This is a genomic window from Bacteroides sp. 214 (assembly GCF_010501015.1).
Taxonomy (GTDB): Bacteria; Bacteroidota; Bacteroidia; order Bacteroidales; family Bacteroidaceae; genus Bacteroides.
On the sequence record NZ_QVML01000006.1, the window covers coordinates 14313 to 34501 of the forward strand.

Below are 20189 nucleotides of genomic sequence, written 5' to 3' on the forward strand. Positions count from 1 at the left end.
ATGAATAAGAAAATAAAAGTAATTATCAGTGGAGGAGGTACCGGAGGACATATATTCCCGGCTATCTCCATAGCAAATGCTATTAAAGAACTTCAGCCCGAGGCGGAAATACTATTTGTAGGTGCAGAGAATAGAATGGAGATGCAGCGCGTACCCGATGCCGGATACGAAATTGTAGGTTTACCGGTGGCAGGCTTTGATAGAAAGAACTTATTCAAAAACGTTTCGGTACTTATAAAATTATTCAAAAGTCAACAGAAAGCCAAAAAGATTATCAAAGAATTCAAGCCGGATGTGGCGATAGGTGTAGGCGGTTATGCTAGCGGTCCAACCCTTAATACTGCTGGTAAGATGGGTATTCCTACATTGATACAAGAACAAAATTCGTATGCGGGGGTAACAAACAAGTTACTAGCCAAAAGAGCAAAACGTATTTGTGTAGCGTATGACAACATGGATCGTTTCTTTGAAGCAGACAAAATATTAATGACAGGTAATCCGATACGACAAGATCTGCAGAACAAACAAATTTCCAAAAAAGAAGCATTGAAACATTTCAATCTTGACCCTGACAAAAAAACAATATTGATATTAGGAGGAAGCTTAGGTGCACGTAGCATTAATCAGTGCATCATGGCACATCTGGATAGTATTAAAAATGCAGACGTACAGTTTATTTGGCAAACGGGAAAGATTTACTTTGAACAAGCTTTGGAGGCGGTAAAAGCATATGGAGAGATTCCCAATCTATATATAAATGACTTTATTAAAGATATGGTAAGTGCTTACCAAGCTGCCGATTTAATTATTTCGCGAGCAGGTGCCGGTTCTATCTCAGAGTTTTGTTTATTGGGTAAACCTGTTGTATTGGTACCTTCGCCTAATGTGGCAGAAGACCACCAAACCAAAAATGCGATGGCACTTGTGGATAAACAGGCAGCTATCTATATAAAAGATGTAGAAGCAAACGAGAAGTTAATTCAAACAGCACTCCATACTATTGCCGATGAGCAGAAGCTACAGGAGTTAAGTAACAATATTAAAAAGCTTGCACTACCCAATTCGGCGAGTGTCATAGCCAAAGAAATATTTAAGTTAGCAGGTATGGATATAAAGGATTCCATGGATGTGGAAAATATTAATTCCGTCTATTTTGTAGGAGCAGGTGGTATTGGTATGAGTGCGTTAGTGCGCTATTTCCTTTCAAAAGGGAAAAAGGTGGCAGGATATGACCGTACAGAAACCGAATTAACAAAAGAATTGAATAAAGAAGGTGCAGAGATACATTATGAAGACAGTGTCTCAATGATACCTGCTTACTGCATGGATAAGCAAAACACATTGGTAATACTTACGCCTGCTGTACCCGACACACATAGCGAGTTGCAGTATTTCCGTAACAATGGTTTCGAAATTCAAAAGCGGGCACAGGTATTGGGTACTATTACGCGTTCGGGTAAAGCTTTGTGTGTGGCAGGAACACATGGTAAAACAACTACTTCTGCTATGCTGGCACATTTGCTGTATCAATCGCATGTGGGATGTACGGCTTTCTTAGGCGGAATATCTAAAAACTATCATACTAACCTCTTGTTATCACATAAAAGCCCCTATATCGTGATTGAGGCTGATGAATTTGACCGCTCATTCCATTGGTTGTCGCCCTATATGACAGCAATAACGTCTACCGACCCCGATCATTTAGACATATATGGAACAGCAGAGGCTTACGTTGAGAGTTTTGAAAAATATACCTCACTCATAAAACAGGGTGGATGTTTACTTATGCGCGAAGGAATTAACCTACAACCCAACGTAAAGGATGGAGTCAAAATATATACCTATTCACGCGAGAAGGGAGACTATCATGCGGAGAATATACGCATAGGCGGTGGAGAAATTGTATTCGATTTGGTTACCCCCGAGATGCGTATTGTTGATATAAAAATGGGAGTACCTATTAGCATCAATATAGAGAATGGTGTAGCAGCTATGGCACTATCCTTATTAAATGGCGCAACCCCCGAAGAAGTGAAGCAAGGAATGGAAAGCTTCAAAGGTGTTGATCGTCGCTTTGATTCCAAGATAAAAACGGATAGTTTGGTGTTCTTGAGCGATTATGCGCATCATCCTTCGGAGATAAAGCAAAGTATCTCTTCGTTGCGGGAGTTGTATAACGACAAAAAAATAACCGTAGTGTTTCAGCCACACTTGTATAGCCGTACAAACGATTTCTATAAAGAGTTTGCCGATAGTCTATCTTTGGCTGACGAGGTTATTTTGTTGGATATCTATCCGGCAAGAGAATTGCCTATAGCGGGTGTAACCAGTCAGCTTATTTATGATCATTTGCAATCCGGCACAATAAAAAGTGTCATAAACAAGGAAGAGTTGCTGGCGGTACTGAAAGAAAAATCATTGGAAGTATTAATAACATTGGGCGCAGGAGATATTGAAGATTACGTACCTGCCATAACCCAAATGCTTGAAGAAAGATGATAAAACGAATTCTGTTACTACTAACCATGCTGCTACTGATAGTGTATATTGGCATAGCAGTTACAGCATTCAACATGAAGCCTGTAGGGCAGGTTTGCGAAGGTGTGGAATTGATTGTAAGGGACTCAGTCAATGCAGGCTTTGTGACCCCAAAAGAAGCACTTGCTATACTCAAGAAGCATAACATAAGTCCTGTGGGTAGTTTGCTGGATGATATAAAACTGGAATCTTTAGAGGCAGTTCTTGCCGATCATCCGCTGATTGACGATGTGGAATGTTACAAAACACCAAGTGGGAAGATACACATTGCTGTTACGCAACGTGTGCCTGTAATACGCATCATGAACAGAAACGGAGAAAGCTATTACATTGATAATAAAGGGGCAGTCATGCCCGATTCTCGATGTACGGCTCACTTGCCGATTGTTACAGGAAATGTAGAAAAAGCCTTCGCGATGAAAGAATTATACGAGTTTGCACTATTTTTGCAAAAGAATGAGTTCTGGAATGCGCAGATAGAACAGGTAAATGTACTAACAGATAAGGACGTAGAACTTGTGCCGCGTGTAGGAAGTCACATCATTTACTTGGGTAAGCTAAGTGGCTATGAAGAAAAATTGCGTCGTTTGCGTGAGTTCTACAAAAAAGGACTGAACAAAGTGGGCTGGAACAAGTACGAACGTATAAACCTTGAGTTCAGCAACCAGATAATTTGTACAAAAAAAGATAAATAGAGAAATAAGAAGAGCATGGTGTCAACTAAAAACTTTATTGCAGCAATTGAGCTGGGGTCGTCAAAACTAACCGGGATAGCCGGAAGGAAAAATGACGACGGTAGTATCAGTGTATTGGCGTACGCAAAGAAAGAATCTGCCTCGTTTATTCGAAGGGGAGTTGTATTCAATGTAAACAAAGCCGCACATGCGCTGACTTCTGTTATTAAAGAGTTGGAAGACTCTGTAGATGGAATGATTGCAAAGGTATATGTAGGTATTGGTGGGCAATCTATGCATGGTGTTATGAATCGCATCAGCCGAAGCATGGAAGAGACTACTATTATCTCGCAAGAATTGGTTGATGCCATTCGCGATGAGAACTTTGCCTTGCCCTACGTTGATATGGAGATCTTCGATGCCGCGCCACAGGAATACAAGATAGGGAGCAACTATCAGGCAGATCCGGTTGGAGTAGCAGGTAACCACATTGAAGGTTCGTTCTTGAACTTGGTGGCGCGTTCTTTGCTTAAAAACAATTTGGAACATAGTTTTACCAGCGCAAAGCTTCCTATTGCCGATACATTGATTGCACCGCTGGTTACGGCAGACATTACACTAACCGACAAAGAGAAGAATGCCGGCTGTGCTTTGATTGATTTTGGAGCAGATACCATTACCACTTCAATCTATAAAGGAGATATTCTACGTTATCTTACCGTAATTCCTCTGGGTAGTAGTAGCATCACACGAGATATTACGTCTTTGAAGATAGACGACCAGGAAGCTGAGATGCTTAAACTGAAATATGGCAACGCTATTCCTGAGGAAAAAGAAAAAGAGAAAGAAGAGGAAGAAGAAACCAAAATTAGTTTGGAAGATGGTAGAGAAATATCTCTTAGCTTGCTGAACGAAATTATAGAAGCCCGTACCGAAGAGTTGGTTGACAATATGCTGAACCAGATTTTCCTCTCCGGATTTGAAGAAAACCTACAAGCAGGAATCATCCTGACCGGTGGCGGAGCCAATCTGAAAAATATCGACGAGCTTATTCGTCGCAAGTCCAAAGGAAGAAAAGTTAGAATAGCTAAAGGCATCAACGTAGAAGTGAATGCACCCAGTGGTGTTGTTCTGAAGGATTGTGCGCACAACACTTTGTTGGGTTTAGTAGCCGCAGGCAAAGAGAATTGTTGTGCCCCGAAACCGGTAGTAGCCGAACCTCAGCCGCAAGCTATCCCTGCACACATCTTCGATGGAGATGAAGACCTAAATGCAAAAAAGGCCGAAATAGAAGCTGCCAAACGGAAAGAAGAGGAAGATAGAAAACGAAGAAAGAAAGAGGAAAAGGAAACCAAGAAGAAAAAAAGCAATTGGTTTACGGATATGAAGAAAGGGCTTGGCGGGTTATCCGAGAAGCTATCCGATTCGATTTTCAATGATGATGACATGCAGTAATAATTAAAAGAAAGATAAAGCCATGACAGACGATATAGTAAAGTTCGATTTCCCGATGGATTCGCCTAAGATTATTAAAGTAATCGGTGTAGGTGGTGGCGGTGGTAATGCTGTGAACCACATGTTCAGGGAGGGCATACATGACGTAACTTTTGTGGTATGCAATACAGATAACCAAGCGTTGAAGGACTCGCCCGTTACCATGAAGTTGCAATTGGGCAAAACCATTACCGAAGGTTTAGGAGCGGGCAATCGCCCTGAACGCGCTCGCGAAGCAGCCGAAGAGAGTGCTGAAGACATTAAGGAATTGTTGGATGACGGAACCAAAATGGTGTTCATAACCGCTGGTATGGGTGGAGGAACCGGTACAGGAGCTGCTCCTGTCATAGCCCGCATAGCCAAAGAAATGGATATACTAACGGTAGGTATTGTTACCATTCCGTTTATCTTCGAAGGCGAGAAAAAGATTATTCAGGCACTGGATGGCGTAGAACGTATCGGGCAACATGTAGATGCGCTGCTGGTTATTAATAACGAACGCCTGCGCGAGATATATGCTGACCTTACTTTTATGAATGCTTTCGGTAAGGCAGACGATACATTGTCGATTGCCGCCAAGAGCATAGCCGAGATTATTACTATGCGCGGTAAGGTGAATTTGGACTTTGCCGATGTAAAAACCATCCTTAAAGATGGTGGTGTAGCCATCATGAGCACCGGTTATGGCGAAGGCGAAAATCGTGTAACCAAAGCCATCGAAGACTCGTTGCACTCTCCGCTACTCAACAATAACGATATATTTAACGCCAAGAAGGTAATGCTCAACGTTTCATTTGCCGAGAATTCGGAGCTGATGATGGAAGAAATGAATGAGATACACGAGTTCATGAGTAAGTTCCGCGATGGGGTAGAAGTGATTTGGGGAGTTGCCAAAGACGATGAATTGGGTGAAAGGGTGAAGATAACAGTACTTGCCACCGGTTTCGGAATGGAAGATGTACCGGGTATGGACTCTATCAATCGTCAACGCAACAAAGAAGAAGAGGAGCGGCAGCTTCAGTTGGAAGAGGAAAAGGAGAAAAACAAGGAACGTATTCGCCAGGCATACGGGCAAAGCGCCAGTGGTATCGGTGTAACGACACGTTACAAGCGCCGCCATATCTATCTTTTTACTCCCGAAGATATGGATAATGACGATATTATTGGGCTGGTCGAGAACTCGCCAACCTATCTGCGCGACAAAACCACGCTGAATAAAATTAAAGTTAAGGCAATACACGATGCCGAGGAGGCAGCCGAAGAAGCAGCCGATACAAGTGGAATAATAACGTTTTAAGATATAAAATGATGAATTTGTACGACAGAGTCAGTGAAGACATTAAAAACGCTATGAGAGCCAAAGATAAAGTAGCTCTTGAGACTTTGAGAAATATTAAGAAGTTCTTCATCGAAGCCAAAACAGCTCCGGGAGCCAATGACGAGTTGAGCGATGAAGCAGCTCTGAAGATTATTCAGAAACTAGTAAAACAAGGTAAAGATGCGGCTGATATCTATATCGGACAAAGCCGTCAGGACCTTGCCGATGCCGAACTGGCACAAGTAAAAGTTATGGAAGCCTACCTGCCACAGCAAATGAGTGCCGAAGAACTGGAAGCTGCCGTTAAAACTATCATTGTCGAAACCGGTGCAACAAGCGCTAAGGATATGGGCAAAGTGATGGGTGTAGCCTCCAAAAAACTAGCCGGACTTGCCGAAGGCAGAGCCATCTCGGCTAAAGTAAAAGAATTGTTGGGGTAAGAATATCATAGGTAAAGAACCGTAATATACACTCCAAATGCAGTTTTAGGAAATAGGCCTTCACATTCACATATCGCTGTAAGTTTATGATGGTGAGTTAGTTACGTGTGAAGGCCCCCTCTTTTATCCTTCACAGGGTCTTCACAAGCAACTTTCTGACTGTTTTTATGGTAAGAAAACACTGGGAAACAGTTCGAAAAACAGTCAGAAGTGAAGCAAAAAACAGTCAGAAAAAGAGATTGCTTAAAGCTTTTGTTTTAATGCGTTTGTCAGCCATAGTTTCATCTCCCGTCAGCCTATACTTCATGCTCCTTCAGCCATAGGCTCATGCTCCTTCAGCTTATGGCTCATGACCGTTCAACCATAGGCACACAGTCGCTCAGCCATAGGCTTATGACAACAAAAGAACTCAAATCATTGCTGTCCGGTAAACTTTTCTTTGTAGTTATCACACCAAAAAGTGAAATCATGGGCAGAATACATATTTTACGGACAGCAATAATTCGCAATAAAAAGAATAGTTGAGTCACAATTTACAGTAACTGTTTTTCTCAAAAGGTTTTATCATGTTGAGAATAAATTCTCAACATGGCGAGTATTCGTTCTCAACATGGCGAGTATTTGTTCTCAACGTGGTGAGAATTTCTTCTTTGTTATAGTTTTACCGGACAATAAACTCAAATGAATAATTCCTGCAATATCGCGAGGGATTTCAACTCTGTGAATCCCGGAATGTGCAAGCGGTAGTAATCGTTCATAATAACCAGACAGCGTCCCCGTTCCGTCCGACTCATGCCGAAGAGGTGCATTGTGTCGTAATTCATACGCATAAGCTGCGTAATGGCGTATGCTTCGTCACCTTTTATGTAATGCGCGTGGTGTTGTGGCTTGACAGAAGTGAAACTAGCGTTCAACAAATCAAAATAATCGCCGCGAGAGTAGTCGTCAAGGTTAGGGTAAAGCCCCAAGAAGCGCGATAAACGCATAAGAAATACCAGATGGAAGTTGGCAAACTCTCTTTCGCAAGCATCCAGCCAGGCAATAGAATGGGTAAGATAACTGTAGAGCGGAAGATTTTTGTCTTCCTCGCGGAGCACACGATAAAGAAATTCTGCCAGAAAAAGAGCAATCGCCGACTTATAAGGGTGGTATGGAATAGAGGTAAAAGGAACGGCCGCGCGTGCCTCTTTTATTCTATATAAAGAAATGTTTGGGCGTATATTTGTTTCGAACTCAATGATAGAGAGTGGTTGGAACAAAACAGGTTTCACAGCAGATTTTTTGGAACGCGATAGCGGAACGATAAAAGAACACCGTCCGTTCAGCTCCGTATAGACATCTACTATATTCGAAGTGTCTTTGTGTTTTAATACGTGCAATACAATTCCCTGCGTCTTCTGCAGCATAAAAAGGGTTTATTTGATTCCAATACAAAGCTACTTAAAAAGAATGGGAACAGGAAAAAGAAAAATATTTTTCAAGAAAGTTTTGGTATTTCAAAAATAGTCTCTACATTTGCATCCGCAATCGAGAGATTAGCACAACAAAAGAGCAGAAATGCTTCATGTTGGCCCATTCGTCTATCGGTTAGGACGCCAGATTTTCATTCTGGAAAGAGGGGTTCGATTCCCCTATGGGCTACTAATAATTAAAAAGAAAAACTTAAAGATGGCAAATCACAAATCATCATTAAAGAGAATCAGACAAGCAGAAAAAAGAAAGCTTCATAACAGATATTATGGTAGAACCATGAGAAATGCTGTTAAAAAGCTTCGTGCTACTACTGATAAAGCAGAAGCATTAGCTTTGTATCCACTTGTTGTTAAGAAAGTAGACAAGTTGGCTAAGACCAATGTGATACATAAAAATAAAGCTAACAATCTGAAATCGAAGCTTGCTATTTATATCAATAAGCTAGCGTAAGCCGATTTTATTTTAGATATACATCTAAAGCCGAACCTAATGGTTCGGCTTTTTTGGCATATAGCACACCCTCCATAAGCAAAAAGTATAAAAACTCTAAATACTTACATTTTTAATCAGTTGATGATGTTAAAGAGTAAGAGATTTTTAGTATCTTTGCTTAGTTATTTTAATTGAAAAACAAGTTATGATTGAAGAACAAGCTACCAATCACAATGGTAATTATTCTGCCGACAACATTCAGGTGCTCGAAGGCTTAGAAGCTGTAAGAAAACGTCCCGCCATGTACATCGGCGATACAGGAGTAAAAGGTTTACACCATCTGGTTTACGAAGTCGTGGATAACTCCATCGATGAAGCGTTGGCCGGATATTGCGATAAAATCGACGTAACAATTAACGAAGACAACTCAATAACCGTTCAGGATAATGGACGTGGTATCCCGGTAGGCTTTCATGAGAAGGAGCAGAAGTCGGCACTCGAAGTAGTAATGACTGTGTTGCATGCCGGTGGTAAGTTCGACAAAGACTCCTACAAGGTCTCGGGCGGGTTGCACGGTGTGGGTGTTTCGTGTGTGAACGCACTCTCTACCCTTATGATCACACAGGTGGCTCTTGATGGAAAACTGTACGAACAACAATACTCGTGCGGAAAACCACTTACCGGAGTAGAAATAGTAGCCGAAACAGAAGCTAATGGAACCCGTCAGACATTCCACCCAGACCCCACTATCTTTTCGGTATTGGAATATAAATACGAAATCCTAGCGTCGCGTATGCGCGAACTTGCCTACTTGAATGCGGGGATTACAATTACCCTTACAGACCTTCGCGCCGATGAAGCGGGTAACACCAAGTTCGAAACCTTTTTCTCGAAAGATGGGTTGAAAGAATTTGTGCAGTTCGTAGATTCTTCGCGCGAACATTTAATACAGGATGTTATCCATATCAATACGGAGAAAAACGGCACGCCGGTAGAGGTAGCTATTATGTACAATACTTCGTATTCAGAAAACATACACTCGTACGTAAACAATATTAATACCATAGAAGGAGGTACCCACCTTGCAGGTTTCCGCAGGGCGCTAACCCGTACATTGAAGAAATATGCCGAAGATTCCAAAATGCTTGAAAAAGTAAAAGTGGATATTGCCGGTGATGACTTCCGCGAAGGGCTAACGGCTGTTATCTCCATCAAAGTACAAGAACCACAGTTTGAAGGGCAGACCAAGACTAAGTTGGGTAACAACGAAGTGATGGGTGCGGTAGACCAAGCCGTGGGCGAAGCGCTAACCAATTATTTGGAAGAGCATCCCAAGGAAGCTAAGCTGATTGTTGACAAGGTGATTCTTGCTGCAACTGCACGTCATGCAGCTCGTAAAGCGCGAGAAATGGTGCAACGCAAGTCGCCTATGTCGGGTGGCGGACTGCCCGGTAAGCTTGCCGACTGCTCGGATCGGGACCCGGATAAATGCGAACTCTTCCTTGTCGAAGGAGACTCGGCGGGTGGAACTGCGAAGCAGGGACGTAACCGTGCTTTCCAAGCTATTCTTCCGTTGCGCGGTAAAATTCTTAATGTAGAGAAAGCGATGTATCACAAAGCGCTCGAAAGCGATGAAATACGTAATATCTACACGGCTCTTGGTGTAACTATTGGTACCGAAGAAGATAACAAGGCGGCCAATATATCCAAGTTGCGCTACAAGAAGACAATTATCATGACCGATGCCGACGTTGACGGTTCGCACATTGATACGCTTATTATGACCTTCTTCTTCCGCTACATGCCCGAAATTATCCGTAACGGATATCTCTATATTGCTACACCTCCTCTTTACTTATGTAAGAAAGGAAAAATAGAAGAGTATTGTTGGACAGACGCGCAGCGTCAGAAGTTTATTGATACTTATGGAGGCGGTTCGGAGAATGCGGTTCATACGCAGCGTTACAAAGGTTTGGGAGAGATGAATGCTACGCAGCTTTGGGAAACAACTATGGATCCCGAAAATCGTATTCTTAAACAAATCACTATCGAGAATGCTGCCGAAGCAGACTATATTTTCTCCATGCTTATGGGAGAAGATGTTGGCCCAAGACGCGAGTTTATCGAGCAAAATGCCACGTACGCAAACATCGATAAATAATAAGAAATTGCATTTTTTTTGATATAGAATAGGGGCGTGTCCATTATGGATATGTCCCTATTTTTATGCCATAAAAACTTGCTAAAACTACTTATGATAAGCAAAATCCAAGGGATATCAATCAATGGATTTGGGTAAATACGACCATAAATTACCCCCTGTTTGAAATGTTAAAATGCTACTCGCTTGTTTAGTAACATCTTTTAGAATATCCTTAGTACAGACGTTGTGGCGTATATTTTGTGTGGTGTGACTCGTAAAAAAATGTTTTTTTGTGCAAAATGTACGATGGTCAGCAGAACAAAAAATACCCCAATAAGGATAAATTGTACTCTATACAATAAGCATTAATTACGATTTTTGCAGCATAAATTAACTGCGGTAATGCGCTATGTTAAACGAAATGTACTATCAACTAAAAACAATTACATGAAAAACAAACTTTTTTTGTGGGTGTTGGCATTCTTATTGATGATTCCTGTTGGAATGTCGGCACAAGGCGTTACTGTCAAAGGTAACGTAGTTGACTCTTACGGAGACCCTGTAATCGGGGCTTCTGTCGTTGAGAAAAACAAGAGAGACAATGGGACAATAACCAACCTTGACGGTGATTTTACGCTCAAAATAGCTGGGCAAAAAACCACCTTGATTATTTCTTACATTGGTATGGTTGCCCAGGAGGTAGAAGCTACCAGTGCACAAAACCTTAAAATCGTACTGAAAGACGATGCACAAGCTCTTGATGAGGTTGTGATTGTTGGTTATGGTGGCAGCAAGGCACGTAAAGACTTGACTGGCTCTGTTGGTTCTATTTCGGGTGCGAAATTAGCACAGGTTCCTGTGGCATCGGCTGCCGAAGCTTTGCAAGGTAAAATTGCAGGGGTGCAGGTTACTACTGTCGATGGTGCTCCGGGTGCTGAAGTAAACATTCGTATTCGTGGGGGAGGTACTAACTTAACTGGTGATAATAGTAAACCGCTTTTTGTGGTTGACGGTTTTATCGCTGACGGTATTGATGACATTCCTCCAACTGACATTCAGTCTATTGACGTATTGAAAGATGCTTCTTTGGCTGCTGTTTATGGAGCTAAAGGAGGTAATGGGGTAGTTATTGTTACTACTAAATCTGCTCAAGCTGGTAAGATTCAAGTAGAGCTCAATACTTATCTACAAGCAAGAAAACTTGCAGGAAAGGTCGATTTGCTCGATACTTATGAATTTGTGCGTTATCAAATGGATTACACTATCGGAAGTAACTCTAAGGTTCATCAATTTCGTAACGACTTTGGTAACCCGAATGACATTGATATCTACAAACATGGAAAAACGCATGATTGGCAAGATGAAGTAATGGGTGGAACTCCACTTTCGCAAATGTACAACGTGACTGTAAAAGGTGGTAACGAAACATTGCGTTTTAGTACATCATTGACTCATCATGACGAAAAAGGTATCGTTGCACAATCGGGTGTACGTCGTACCAATATGAATACAAAAATAAATATCAAGCTTTCTCCGAAACTGTCTTTGAACATCAACCCTCGTTTGACCTATCGTCGCGACTTGGGAGCAGGTGCTGATGGTATTGGTACAGTAGGTTTGATAGGTGTTCTTCGTTATCGTCCTACTAATGGTTTGCGCGAATATACATATCGCGATGACAAAACTCTTATTTATAACACTGAAAAATATTGGTTGTTGGCAAGCCCAATGGACGATATTAATCAAAACTATCGTCTGAAACACGCTTATACATTTACTAATCAAGCATCACTTACTTGGACACCAATTGAAGGACTTATGTTTAAAACGGATATTGGTCAATCTTGGAGCTTCTCTGACGACAATCGTTATTGGGATTACCTCACATCTACAGGGATTTCTAATAATGATATGGGTGTAGCTCAAATTACCGATACACGTGTTGATAAGTATATGTGGACAAATGTTGTTAGCTATGAGTTTGACATAAAAGAAAAGCATAACTTCTCTGCTCTTCTTGGTCATGAGGTAAGCAATGAGGATAGAACAAGCAAAGTTAATCAAGCACGTTATTTCCCACAAGGAACAAGCGCACGCACGGCTTTTGCTAACATGGGATTGGGTACGCCTCATTATGACTCTTCAACAATCTCTACTCCAATTCGTATGCTATCTTTCTTTGGACAGTTGAACTATAACTACAACCATAAATATTTGTTGGGTGTAACATATCGTGCTGACGGTTCTACGAAATTCCTTCCTGGAAAGAATCAATGGGGACATTTTACTTCTGTTTCTGGAGCTTGGACAATTTCAGAAGAAGATTTCATGAATGGAATAGATTGGATTTCTATGATGAAAATTCGTCTTGCTTTGGGTATGTCGGGTAACAACAGTATTGGAAACGATATGTACAGGTATCAATACGGAGTAAACTCTAATGGTGGTCCAAGTTGGGGTGAAACAACAAAAGATGGTACTATGTACTATAATCCGGTAACTTATCCAAACTCAGATATTAAATGGGAAACGACCTCTACTCGCAACTTAGCGTTAGATTTAGGCTTCTTCAAAGGGCGCCTTACAATTACACCTGAAGTGTATTGGAATACAACTAAAGACTTGCTCTACAACAATTTGATTCCTACAACTACAGGGTTCTCATCTCAGATACAAAATATTGGAAAAGTATCTAACAAAGGTTTTGACTTAACAATTAATGGTGATATTATCCAGAAAAAAGACTTCTTGTTGAGTGCTAATCTAACCATGGGTTATAACAAACGTGTTGTTGATAAGATTAATGGTGAGGATAAAGAACTTTGGACAACTTCAAGCCGTTGGAAATCTACTGATAATGACTTCTGCTTAAGAGAAGGTTATGAAATGGGATTGATATACGGATATGTATATGATGGCTTGTATGGATTTGATGAGTTTGAGCGCGAAGGCTTTAACTATGTTGCCAAAGAAGGAACTATCAATAGTACTATTTATGGAACTGCGCCTGGTCGTCCAAAATTCAAAGACTTAAGTGGTCCTGAGGGTAAACCTGATGGTGTAATTGATGATTATGACCGTACAATTATTGGTAATACCAACCCTATGTTACAAGGTGGTTTTGGTATTAGTGGACAATGGAAGAATTTCGATTTTAATGCGAACTTCACTTATATGTTGAATTTTGATTTGATTAATGCTACTGCTTATACACTTTCTTCGGCTGTTGATTCTGACCAAAAGGCTCCGAAAAATGTACTTAAGAAGTTCAGCTATGCTAATCGTTGGGTATATCACGGTGATATCTACAATACTGCTGCCGATGGTAGTACCTATATCTATAATTTGAATGAGCCATTGTTGTCTAATAGCCAACATAGAGAATATTTGGACGTATACGAATCAATCAATGCTGGTAAAACACTTTGGAATCCGAATGATGTAACCAAGAAAGTTACCCATTCATATTTTATTGAAGATGGTTCTTTCCTTCGTTTGCAAGACATTACCATTGGTTACACATTGCCTAAGAAGTTAACTAAGGCTTGGGGTATTGAACGCTTACGTGTGTATGCAACAGGTTCTAATCTTTTCTGTTGGACAAATTATAGTGGCTTTGACCCGGAAGTTGATATTCAAACTGGTTTGACTCCAAGTGTGGACTACAACCGTTATCCACGTAGCCACGGTTATCTATTTGGTCTTAATGTGACATTCTAATTTTTATTGATTATGAAAATGAAAAAAAATATTTTAATCATAGGATTAGCCCTACTTGGGTTAACCTCGTGTTCTGACTACTTGGATGTAGACTCTCCATCCAAGTTCTCCGATGACTATGTTGTTAGTAGCATCGTACAGGCAGACCGATTGCTTAACAGTGTTTATGCAAAGCTTGCTTCAAAAAACACATATGGCAACGGCTTTTTTACCACATTTCTATTAAATAGTGACGTGGAATTTACAACAAGTACAGCTGAAGTTCAAAGTCCAAGTCGTAACGAATATAAATTGTTTGATTGTGAGGCTGATGCTGGTAGTTTGTTGTCTATGTGGAACTCGATGTATGCTACTATCGAAAGTGCTAATAACTTTGTAGGTGCTGCCGAAAAAAGTGAACTATTTGCAGCAAGAGATTCTAGCATGCTGCAAATGGTGGGCGAAGCAAAATGTATCCGCGCTATGAATTACCTTGATATGGTAATTATGTTTGGCGATGTACCTTTCTCGCTTATTCGCTCTTATGATGCTGAAGACATGGTGATGCCAATGGCTAAGCGTGATGTGATTCTTACTACGCTTATTGACGATTTAATTGCAACAGCTCCAATGATGCAGTTCTCAGCTAATTTAACCGAAGGTGTGGAACGTTGTTCTAGAGAATTTTGTTGGTCGTTAATCGCTCGCATAGCACTTTTCCGTGGTGGTTATTCACTGCATCCCGGTGCTTCAAAAACAGATGTAGGTACTATGCAGCGTGCTTCAGATTATCTCGACTATTATAAAATTGCTCGCGAGTATAGCGAAAAGGTTATTAAATCGGGAACTCATGCGTTGAACAAGGGTTATTTTGAAGTATTTATTGATGAATGTAACTATAAAGTTGCTAGTGGTGATGACCCAATCTTTGAAATTCCTTTTACACAAAATGTATCAGGTAATGTTGGCTATGCTCATGGACCTTCAGGGTCTGACTCAAGTGCCGGTGGAACTGAAGGCGTAAATAAATGGGGTAAATCTGGTGGTGGAACTCGTTTGAATTCATTCTATCGTTTTACATTTGATGAGCAAGATGCTCGTCGTGAAACAGTTGGTTTCTGGAGTTATAGCTACAATGGAACACCCTCTATTCAAAACACCTACAACAACTTCTGTAACAAATGGTCTAAATTCTGGGATGAGAATGCTACATTGGGCTATCAAAGTGGTGAGAACACAGGGATTAATTTTCCTTACATGCGTTATGCAGATGTGTTGTTGATGTTTGCTGAAGCAGAAAACGAATTGAATGGTCCTACAGATGATGCTAAAAATGCTCTAAAAGAGGTACGTGAGCGTGCTTTCCGTAATGCGACAAACAAAGCTGATATGGTTGATGCCTATGTTAATGTGGGTACAAAAGACGAATTCTTCCAACTTATTTTTGATGAACGTAAGTGGGAGTTTGGTGGAGAAAATATTCGCTGGAAAGACTTGGTACGTTGGAATCTTTATAACCAAGTGATTTATAAAACATTCTGGAACTATTATGGAATTGCTAGTGATGATTATTCGTCTGACGTAGATGAACTGTTTGATACCTATCCAAGACAAATTTATTACAGAGAAGTTAGCAATCCGGGTGATGGCTCTTATCCGAACAAAGTGATGGATGTGTTGGAATTCTTTACAGACCCAGAATATGGTGTGGATTGTAAATGGAAAAACTTTACTGTGGAGTATTTGCAACTAGACCCAAGTCGCCTACCGCCTATTACCGGTAGTAATGCTTGGAAGTTTGCGACATGGATGGATTGGCAATCTGATGGTTATCCTAAAGCAGAGTGTCGCTGTTCTTTGCGTGGATATATCTATGCAGACGATCAAGGACAAATTATTCCATCGACAATGCCTAACTATAGTGCTTCGACCGACCTTAGCGCTTTGCCTCCGGTACGTTATATCTTACCAATTCCGAGCGATGCTATTTCTCGTAGTAAGGGAGCATATACAAACTACTATGGTTATTAATTTTAATAAACAGAAATAAGATGAGAAAAATACATATATTTATGATGGCTTTGTTTGCAAGCTTGTCACTGTTTACGAGTTGTGAAGATGACAAGGTTGAAAACGAAGAATATAGCAGCGAGCGTTTGTTTATGCCAATGTTTCGCAGAGAGGAAAATACAAATATTAGTGGAGATGAGTATGCGTGTCAAGTAGCAGCTAACTCGACCGACCCTAATAGTAGTAATTTTGTTAATGATGTTATACTCTATTGGTATGGTGTTGAAGGCGCAAGCGGTTATCAACTCATAGCCAAAGTACAAGGAACCGATTGGGATAATAATAGAGTACTTGATGTAACTCTTCCAGCTGATCAATTAGAGTATTTGCACGAAGATTTGCAATATGCTACTGGTTATGCTTATGCTATTCGGGCACTCTCTCCTAAAGGAGAAGAATATAACTCAAAATGGTATGGATATGGTGATGGTTCGCATCAAAAAGACTATATGACGATTACTACCGGAAGCAGATACAATGTACCGGGTGTATTTTGGGTAGAAGATGTAACAAAAGAATCATTACGTGTTTTCTTTAATACTGTTGCAGAAAGTGGTTATGAGACAACTTATCCGGAATTTATGGAAGCAGGAGCTGAAGTAGTTGATGGCAATTGGGTATTCGATGAAATACAGATTATTCCTACTGCCGATAATCCAGATCTTGAAAGCCTTATTCACAAGATGACTGCTCAGGATTTTGAAAATGGATATGTGGATTTTGAAGGACTGGTTTCTAACGGTGCTTACATTATTACAGGACAGAACAACAATCTGGAACGTTATTTCGACCGTCAGTACAACAAAATCATGTTGCGTATGCTAGGTGATCCAGCAGAACCAATACTTATCGAGGCTATTTACGATCCAAATGATAGTATTTTGGCTCAAAGGTTTGTACCAGGTTTGGAAGCTGCCCGTATTGATACTGTACTTACCAAGTATATGGGTGATAATACAATTGCAGAAGGTCAAGTATTCTATCTTGAAGGAGGTAAAACTTACTATACAGCAAGTAGTGTGACGTTGACCAAAGGTTTCACGCTCGAAACCAACCCTGCAGACATTGCAGCAGGTAAAGGACGTGCTCGACTTTATCTTGGTGTAGGATACACATCTGAAGCGAAGACAGGTGCAAGTAATAATAACTTTAATCTTTCGCGTAATGCACAAAGTTCGGCTGAAAATGGTATGATATTAACCATTCAGGGTATCTACTTCAATGAACTTGTTATAGGACCACAGTACTGGAATAATTTTATGGATATTAATGCGGTGCAAGACGGAAATAATAAACTTGGAATTAGTGCAAACTATTTCATGAACATGAACTCGCAAGGTTTGGCGTTCTGGATGAGCGAATTGAGTATTACTAACTGTACATTCTCGGGTTGTGTGCGTGGATTTATCCGCTTCCAAGGACCAAATCGTCAGACTATCCAGAAGTTGACTGTTGACGGATGTGTATTCCATGATAATGGTGGTTATGATACAAACGGTCGTGGATATGCTTGGTTTGCAGGTCCGGGTAATCAAAGAATGTCAAATTTCTATTCGAACTTAACATTCTCGAACAATACAATTATCAACAGTTCGCGTCATGCGCTTGTTTCAGAGAATGGAAATTTGGCTTGGCCAAGTGGTACACTTTGGAATATTGTGGTAGAGAACAATACATTTGTTAACTTTAGTCCACGTTCTTCGAACTCTGGTCATGGACTTTTCTTGGAGATTCGTTATGCTCCTGGTAAGAGTAACGTTGCTGTAAGAAAGAACTTATTTGTTTCGGTTCGTAAAGACGACAGTGATGCCCGTAAATTCTACATGAAGGGTATGAGAATGACAACGAAGAATGTCAACTATGATTTCCAAGATAACTATGCTACTACTGTTCCTGAATGGGGTGTTGCATTGACTGATGGATTATTTAGTCATTACGCATTCAGTAATAGTAGTGATGGTGCAGGTTATCTGAGTGGTGCGTTCAATAAACTTGGTTATGAGGAAACTCGAATTAAGTTTGGTGATAACATGAATGAAAACGAATCAGATGCTGTAGGTTACCAGTTGACGGCAGAGGAACTGTTCCAAGATCCAAAACCGAAAGCTGCTGAAGGTTGGAAAGACCTGAACAGACACAATGTTGATGGTTTCTACTATAACAACACTGATCGTGTTAAGAATCACCCGATTTATACAAAGAATATTGGTGACCAACGTTGGAAAACAGGTGCTCCTTGGAAATAGCATTTAGTTAATATATAAACAGAAGAGGATATACCATTGCGGTGTATCCTCTTTGTTTTTTAGTGCTCCTTTTTAGACAAAAAATCCTCCTTGTTTAATTTGCTTTTCGCCAAATTTGTGGTAATCCCATAAATTACAATTTGAAACACTTCAATGTCATGAAATTATTTTGTTTAGTATCGCTTCTTTCGTTGTTTACCATTGGTCAAACAACCGCACAAGAAGCAGTTGAGAGAGTTATAGCCTTCCCTGGTGCCGAAGGATTTGGTCGTTATGCCAGCGGTGGGCGCAGTGGAAAAGTGTATCATGTTACCACACTCGAAGATGGAAGGCAAGAAGGAACCTTCCGGCATGCCATAAACCAACATGGTCCCCGTACCATTGTGTTTGATGTGGCAGGTACTATTATGTTGCAGGAAGATCTTCGCATTACTAACGGTGACCTTACCATTGCAGGGCAAACGGCTCCCGGGCAGGGTATTTGTTTGGCAAACCGTGCCGTTACTATTTCTGCCAATAATGTAATTGTTCGTTATTTACGCTTTCGTGTGGGTAATGAAGGTGGAGGTAGAGAACCTGATGGACTGGGGGCAAGTAGATGCCGCGATCTAATTATAGACCATTGTTCCGTGAGTTGGTCGGTGGATGAGTGCTGCTCAGTGTATGGTGGCTGGAATAATACTGTGCAATGGTGCCTTATCTCGGAAAGTCTTCGTGATGCCGGACATGGCAAAGGTGCACATGGTTACGGTGGTATTGTGGGTGGAGACCACTCCTCATTTCATCATAACCTGATGGCACACCATGATAGTCGCACTCCTCGATTGGGACCAAGTGTGCAGACACAACGCAACGAACATACGGATATGCGCAATAATGTAATTTACAATTGGGCAGGTAATGGTTGCTATGGAGGCGAAGGAATGCATGTGAACATCGTTAATAATTACTATAAACCGGGACCTGCTACCCCAACGAATACAAATGTCGGTTACCGCATAGCTTCCATAAACATCCGTACAACACAATATGTAACTGGTAGAAATGGACGACCTAATGCCTGGAAGCCAATGGAACACATCTGGGGGACGTTCTATGTAGATGGCAATATCATGGAAGGACATCCAGACGTTACTGCCGATAACTGGACAAAAGGAATGTACGAACAGATTGACGTAAAAGGAAACGACGGAACATTTACCGAGGAAGTAAAGAAGAATATGAAACTTGCTGCACCAATAGACTATGGTGTCGTTACTACCCATACTGCACAAGATGCCTATAATTTGGTGTTAAAATATGCAGGTTGTTCCAAAAGCCGCGATATTATTGACACCCGTATAGTAGAAGAAACAAAGACTGGTAAAGCGACATACAGAGGTAGCATTACTAAGGGTGCCGGGCTTATTGATACACCGCGCGATGTAATGCCTAAAGGGGCAAATAGCCCATGGCCGGAACTTAGTGATGGAGGCGTAACCGCAGAAAGCCTAAGAGATACTGATGGTGATGGTATTCCTGATGTGTATGAAGTTAAAATGAACCTTAATCCAAACAATCGCGCAGATGGCAACATATTAAACAGTGATGGCTATACCAACTTGGAGGTATACCTGAATATGTTGGTAGCTGATATTACAAAGGCGCAGAATAAATCTTAAG

12 protein-coding genes, 1 tRNA gene and 1 pseudogene are annotated in these 20189 nt (G+C 40.9%); 13 read left to right on the top strand and 1 reads right to left on the bottom strand.

The window, feature by feature from the left end; translation table 11 throughout:
• The 6 genes and pseudogenes from murG to D0T50_RS06030 all read left to right on the top strand — a co-directional run.
• A pseudogene (gene murG, locus D0T50_RS13755) lies at positions 1-1077 on the top strand (undecaprenyldiphospho-muramoylpentapeptide beta-N-acetylglucosaminyltransferase); the annotation flags it as partial.
• 45 nt (positions 1078-1122) lie between these two features.
• Complete coding sequence (gene murC, locus D0T50_RS13760; protein WP_239058225.1) at positions 1123-2499, top strand: UDP-N-acetylmuramate--L-alanine ligase; 1377 nt, start codon at positions 1123-1125, stop codon at positions 2497-2499.
• Positions 2496-3233, top strand: coding sequence for a cell division protein FtsQ/DivIB (locus D0T50_RS06015; RefSeq protein ID WP_163222614.1), 738 nt, complete (start codon positions 2496-2498; stop codon positions 3231-3233). Before murC ends, D0T50_RS06015 begins: the two co-directional genes overlap by 4 nt.
• Positions 3234-3251: 18 nt before the next feature.
• Positions 3252-4667, top strand: coding sequence for a cell division protein FtsA (gene ftsA / locus D0T50_RS06020; RefSeq protein ID WP_163222798.1), 1416 nt, complete (start codon positions 3252-3254; stop codon positions 4665-4667).
• Between the two features lie 22 nt (positions 4668-4689).
• Positions 4690-6003: a cell division protein FtsZ gene (ftsZ, locus tag D0T50_RS06025; RefSeq protein WP_163222615.1), complete on the top strand. Its 1314-nt coding sequence runs from the start codon at positions 4690-4692 to the stop codon at positions 6001-6003.
• A gap of 11 nt (positions 6004-6014) precedes the next feature.
• A complete protein-coding gene (locus D0T50_RS06030) occupies positions 6015-6464 on the top strand; it encodes a GatB/YqeY domain-containing protein (RefSeq protein WP_163222799.1) in 450 nt (149 codons plus the stop codon).
• 677 nt (positions 6465-7141) lie between these two features.
• Here the strand turns inward: D0T50_RS06030 and recO are convergent.
• The gene (recO, locus tag D0T50_RS06035) at positions 7142-7870 is read right to left on the bottom strand and encodes a DNA repair protein RecO (RefSeq protein ID WP_163222616.1); all 729 of its coding nucleotides are present in this window, start codon (positions 7868-7870) and stop codon (positions 7142-7144) included.
• Between the two features lie 163 nt (positions 7871-8033).
• On the opposite strand from recO, the gene D0T50_RS06040 reads away from it, so the two are divergent.
• The 7 genes from D0T50_RS06040 to D0T50_RS06070 all read left to right on the top strand — a co-directional run bounded on the left by D0T50_RS06040 (position 8034) and on the right by D0T50_RS06070 (position 20188).
• Positions 8034-8105 (top strand) — tRNA-Glu (locus tag D0T50_RS06040).
• A 27-nt stretch (positions 8106-8132) separates the two neighbouring features.
• Positions 8133-8387, top strand: a complete 255-nt coding sequence (gene rpsT, locus D0T50_RS06045) for a 30S ribosomal protein S20 (protein ID WP_163222617.1) — start codon at positions 8133-8135, stop codon at positions 8385-8387.
• A gap of 187 nt (positions 8388-8574) precedes the next feature.
• Positions 8575-10530 carry a DNA topoisomerase (ATP-hydrolyzing) subunit B gene (gyrB, locus tag D0T50_RS06050; RefSeq protein ID WP_163222618.1) on the top strand — a complete coding sequence of 652 codons (1956 nt, stop codon included), beginning with the start codon at positions 8575-8577 and terminating at the stop codon, positions 10528-10530.
• Between the two features lie 429 nt (positions 10531-10959).
• The gene (locus D0T50_RS06055) at positions 10960-14232 is read left to right on the top strand and encodes a TonB-dependent receptor (protein ID WP_163222619.1); all 3273 of its coding nucleotides are present in this window, start codon (positions 10960-10962) and stop codon (positions 14230-14232) included.
• Between the two features lie 18 nt (positions 14233-14250).
• Entirely contained in the window at positions 14251-16242 is a 1992-nt protein-coding gene (locus D0T50_RS06060; RefSeq protein ID WP_163222620.1) for a RagB/SusD family nutrient uptake outer membrane protein, read from the top strand.
• Positions 16243-16262: 20 nt separating this feature from the next.
• Positions 16263-18527, top strand: coding sequence for a right-handed parallel beta-helix repeat-containing protein (locus tag D0T50_RS06065; RefSeq protein WP_163222621.1), 2265 nt, complete (start codon positions 16263-16265; stop codon positions 18525-18527).
• Positions 18528-18685: 158 nt separating this feature from the next.
• Positions 18686-20188 (top strand): polysaccharide lyase family 1 protein, encoded by a 1503-nt coding sequence (locus D0T50_RS06070; protein WP_163222622.1) that lies wholly within the window; start codon positions 18686-18688, stop codon positions 20186-20188.
• Position 20189: the final 1 nt, after the last annotated feature.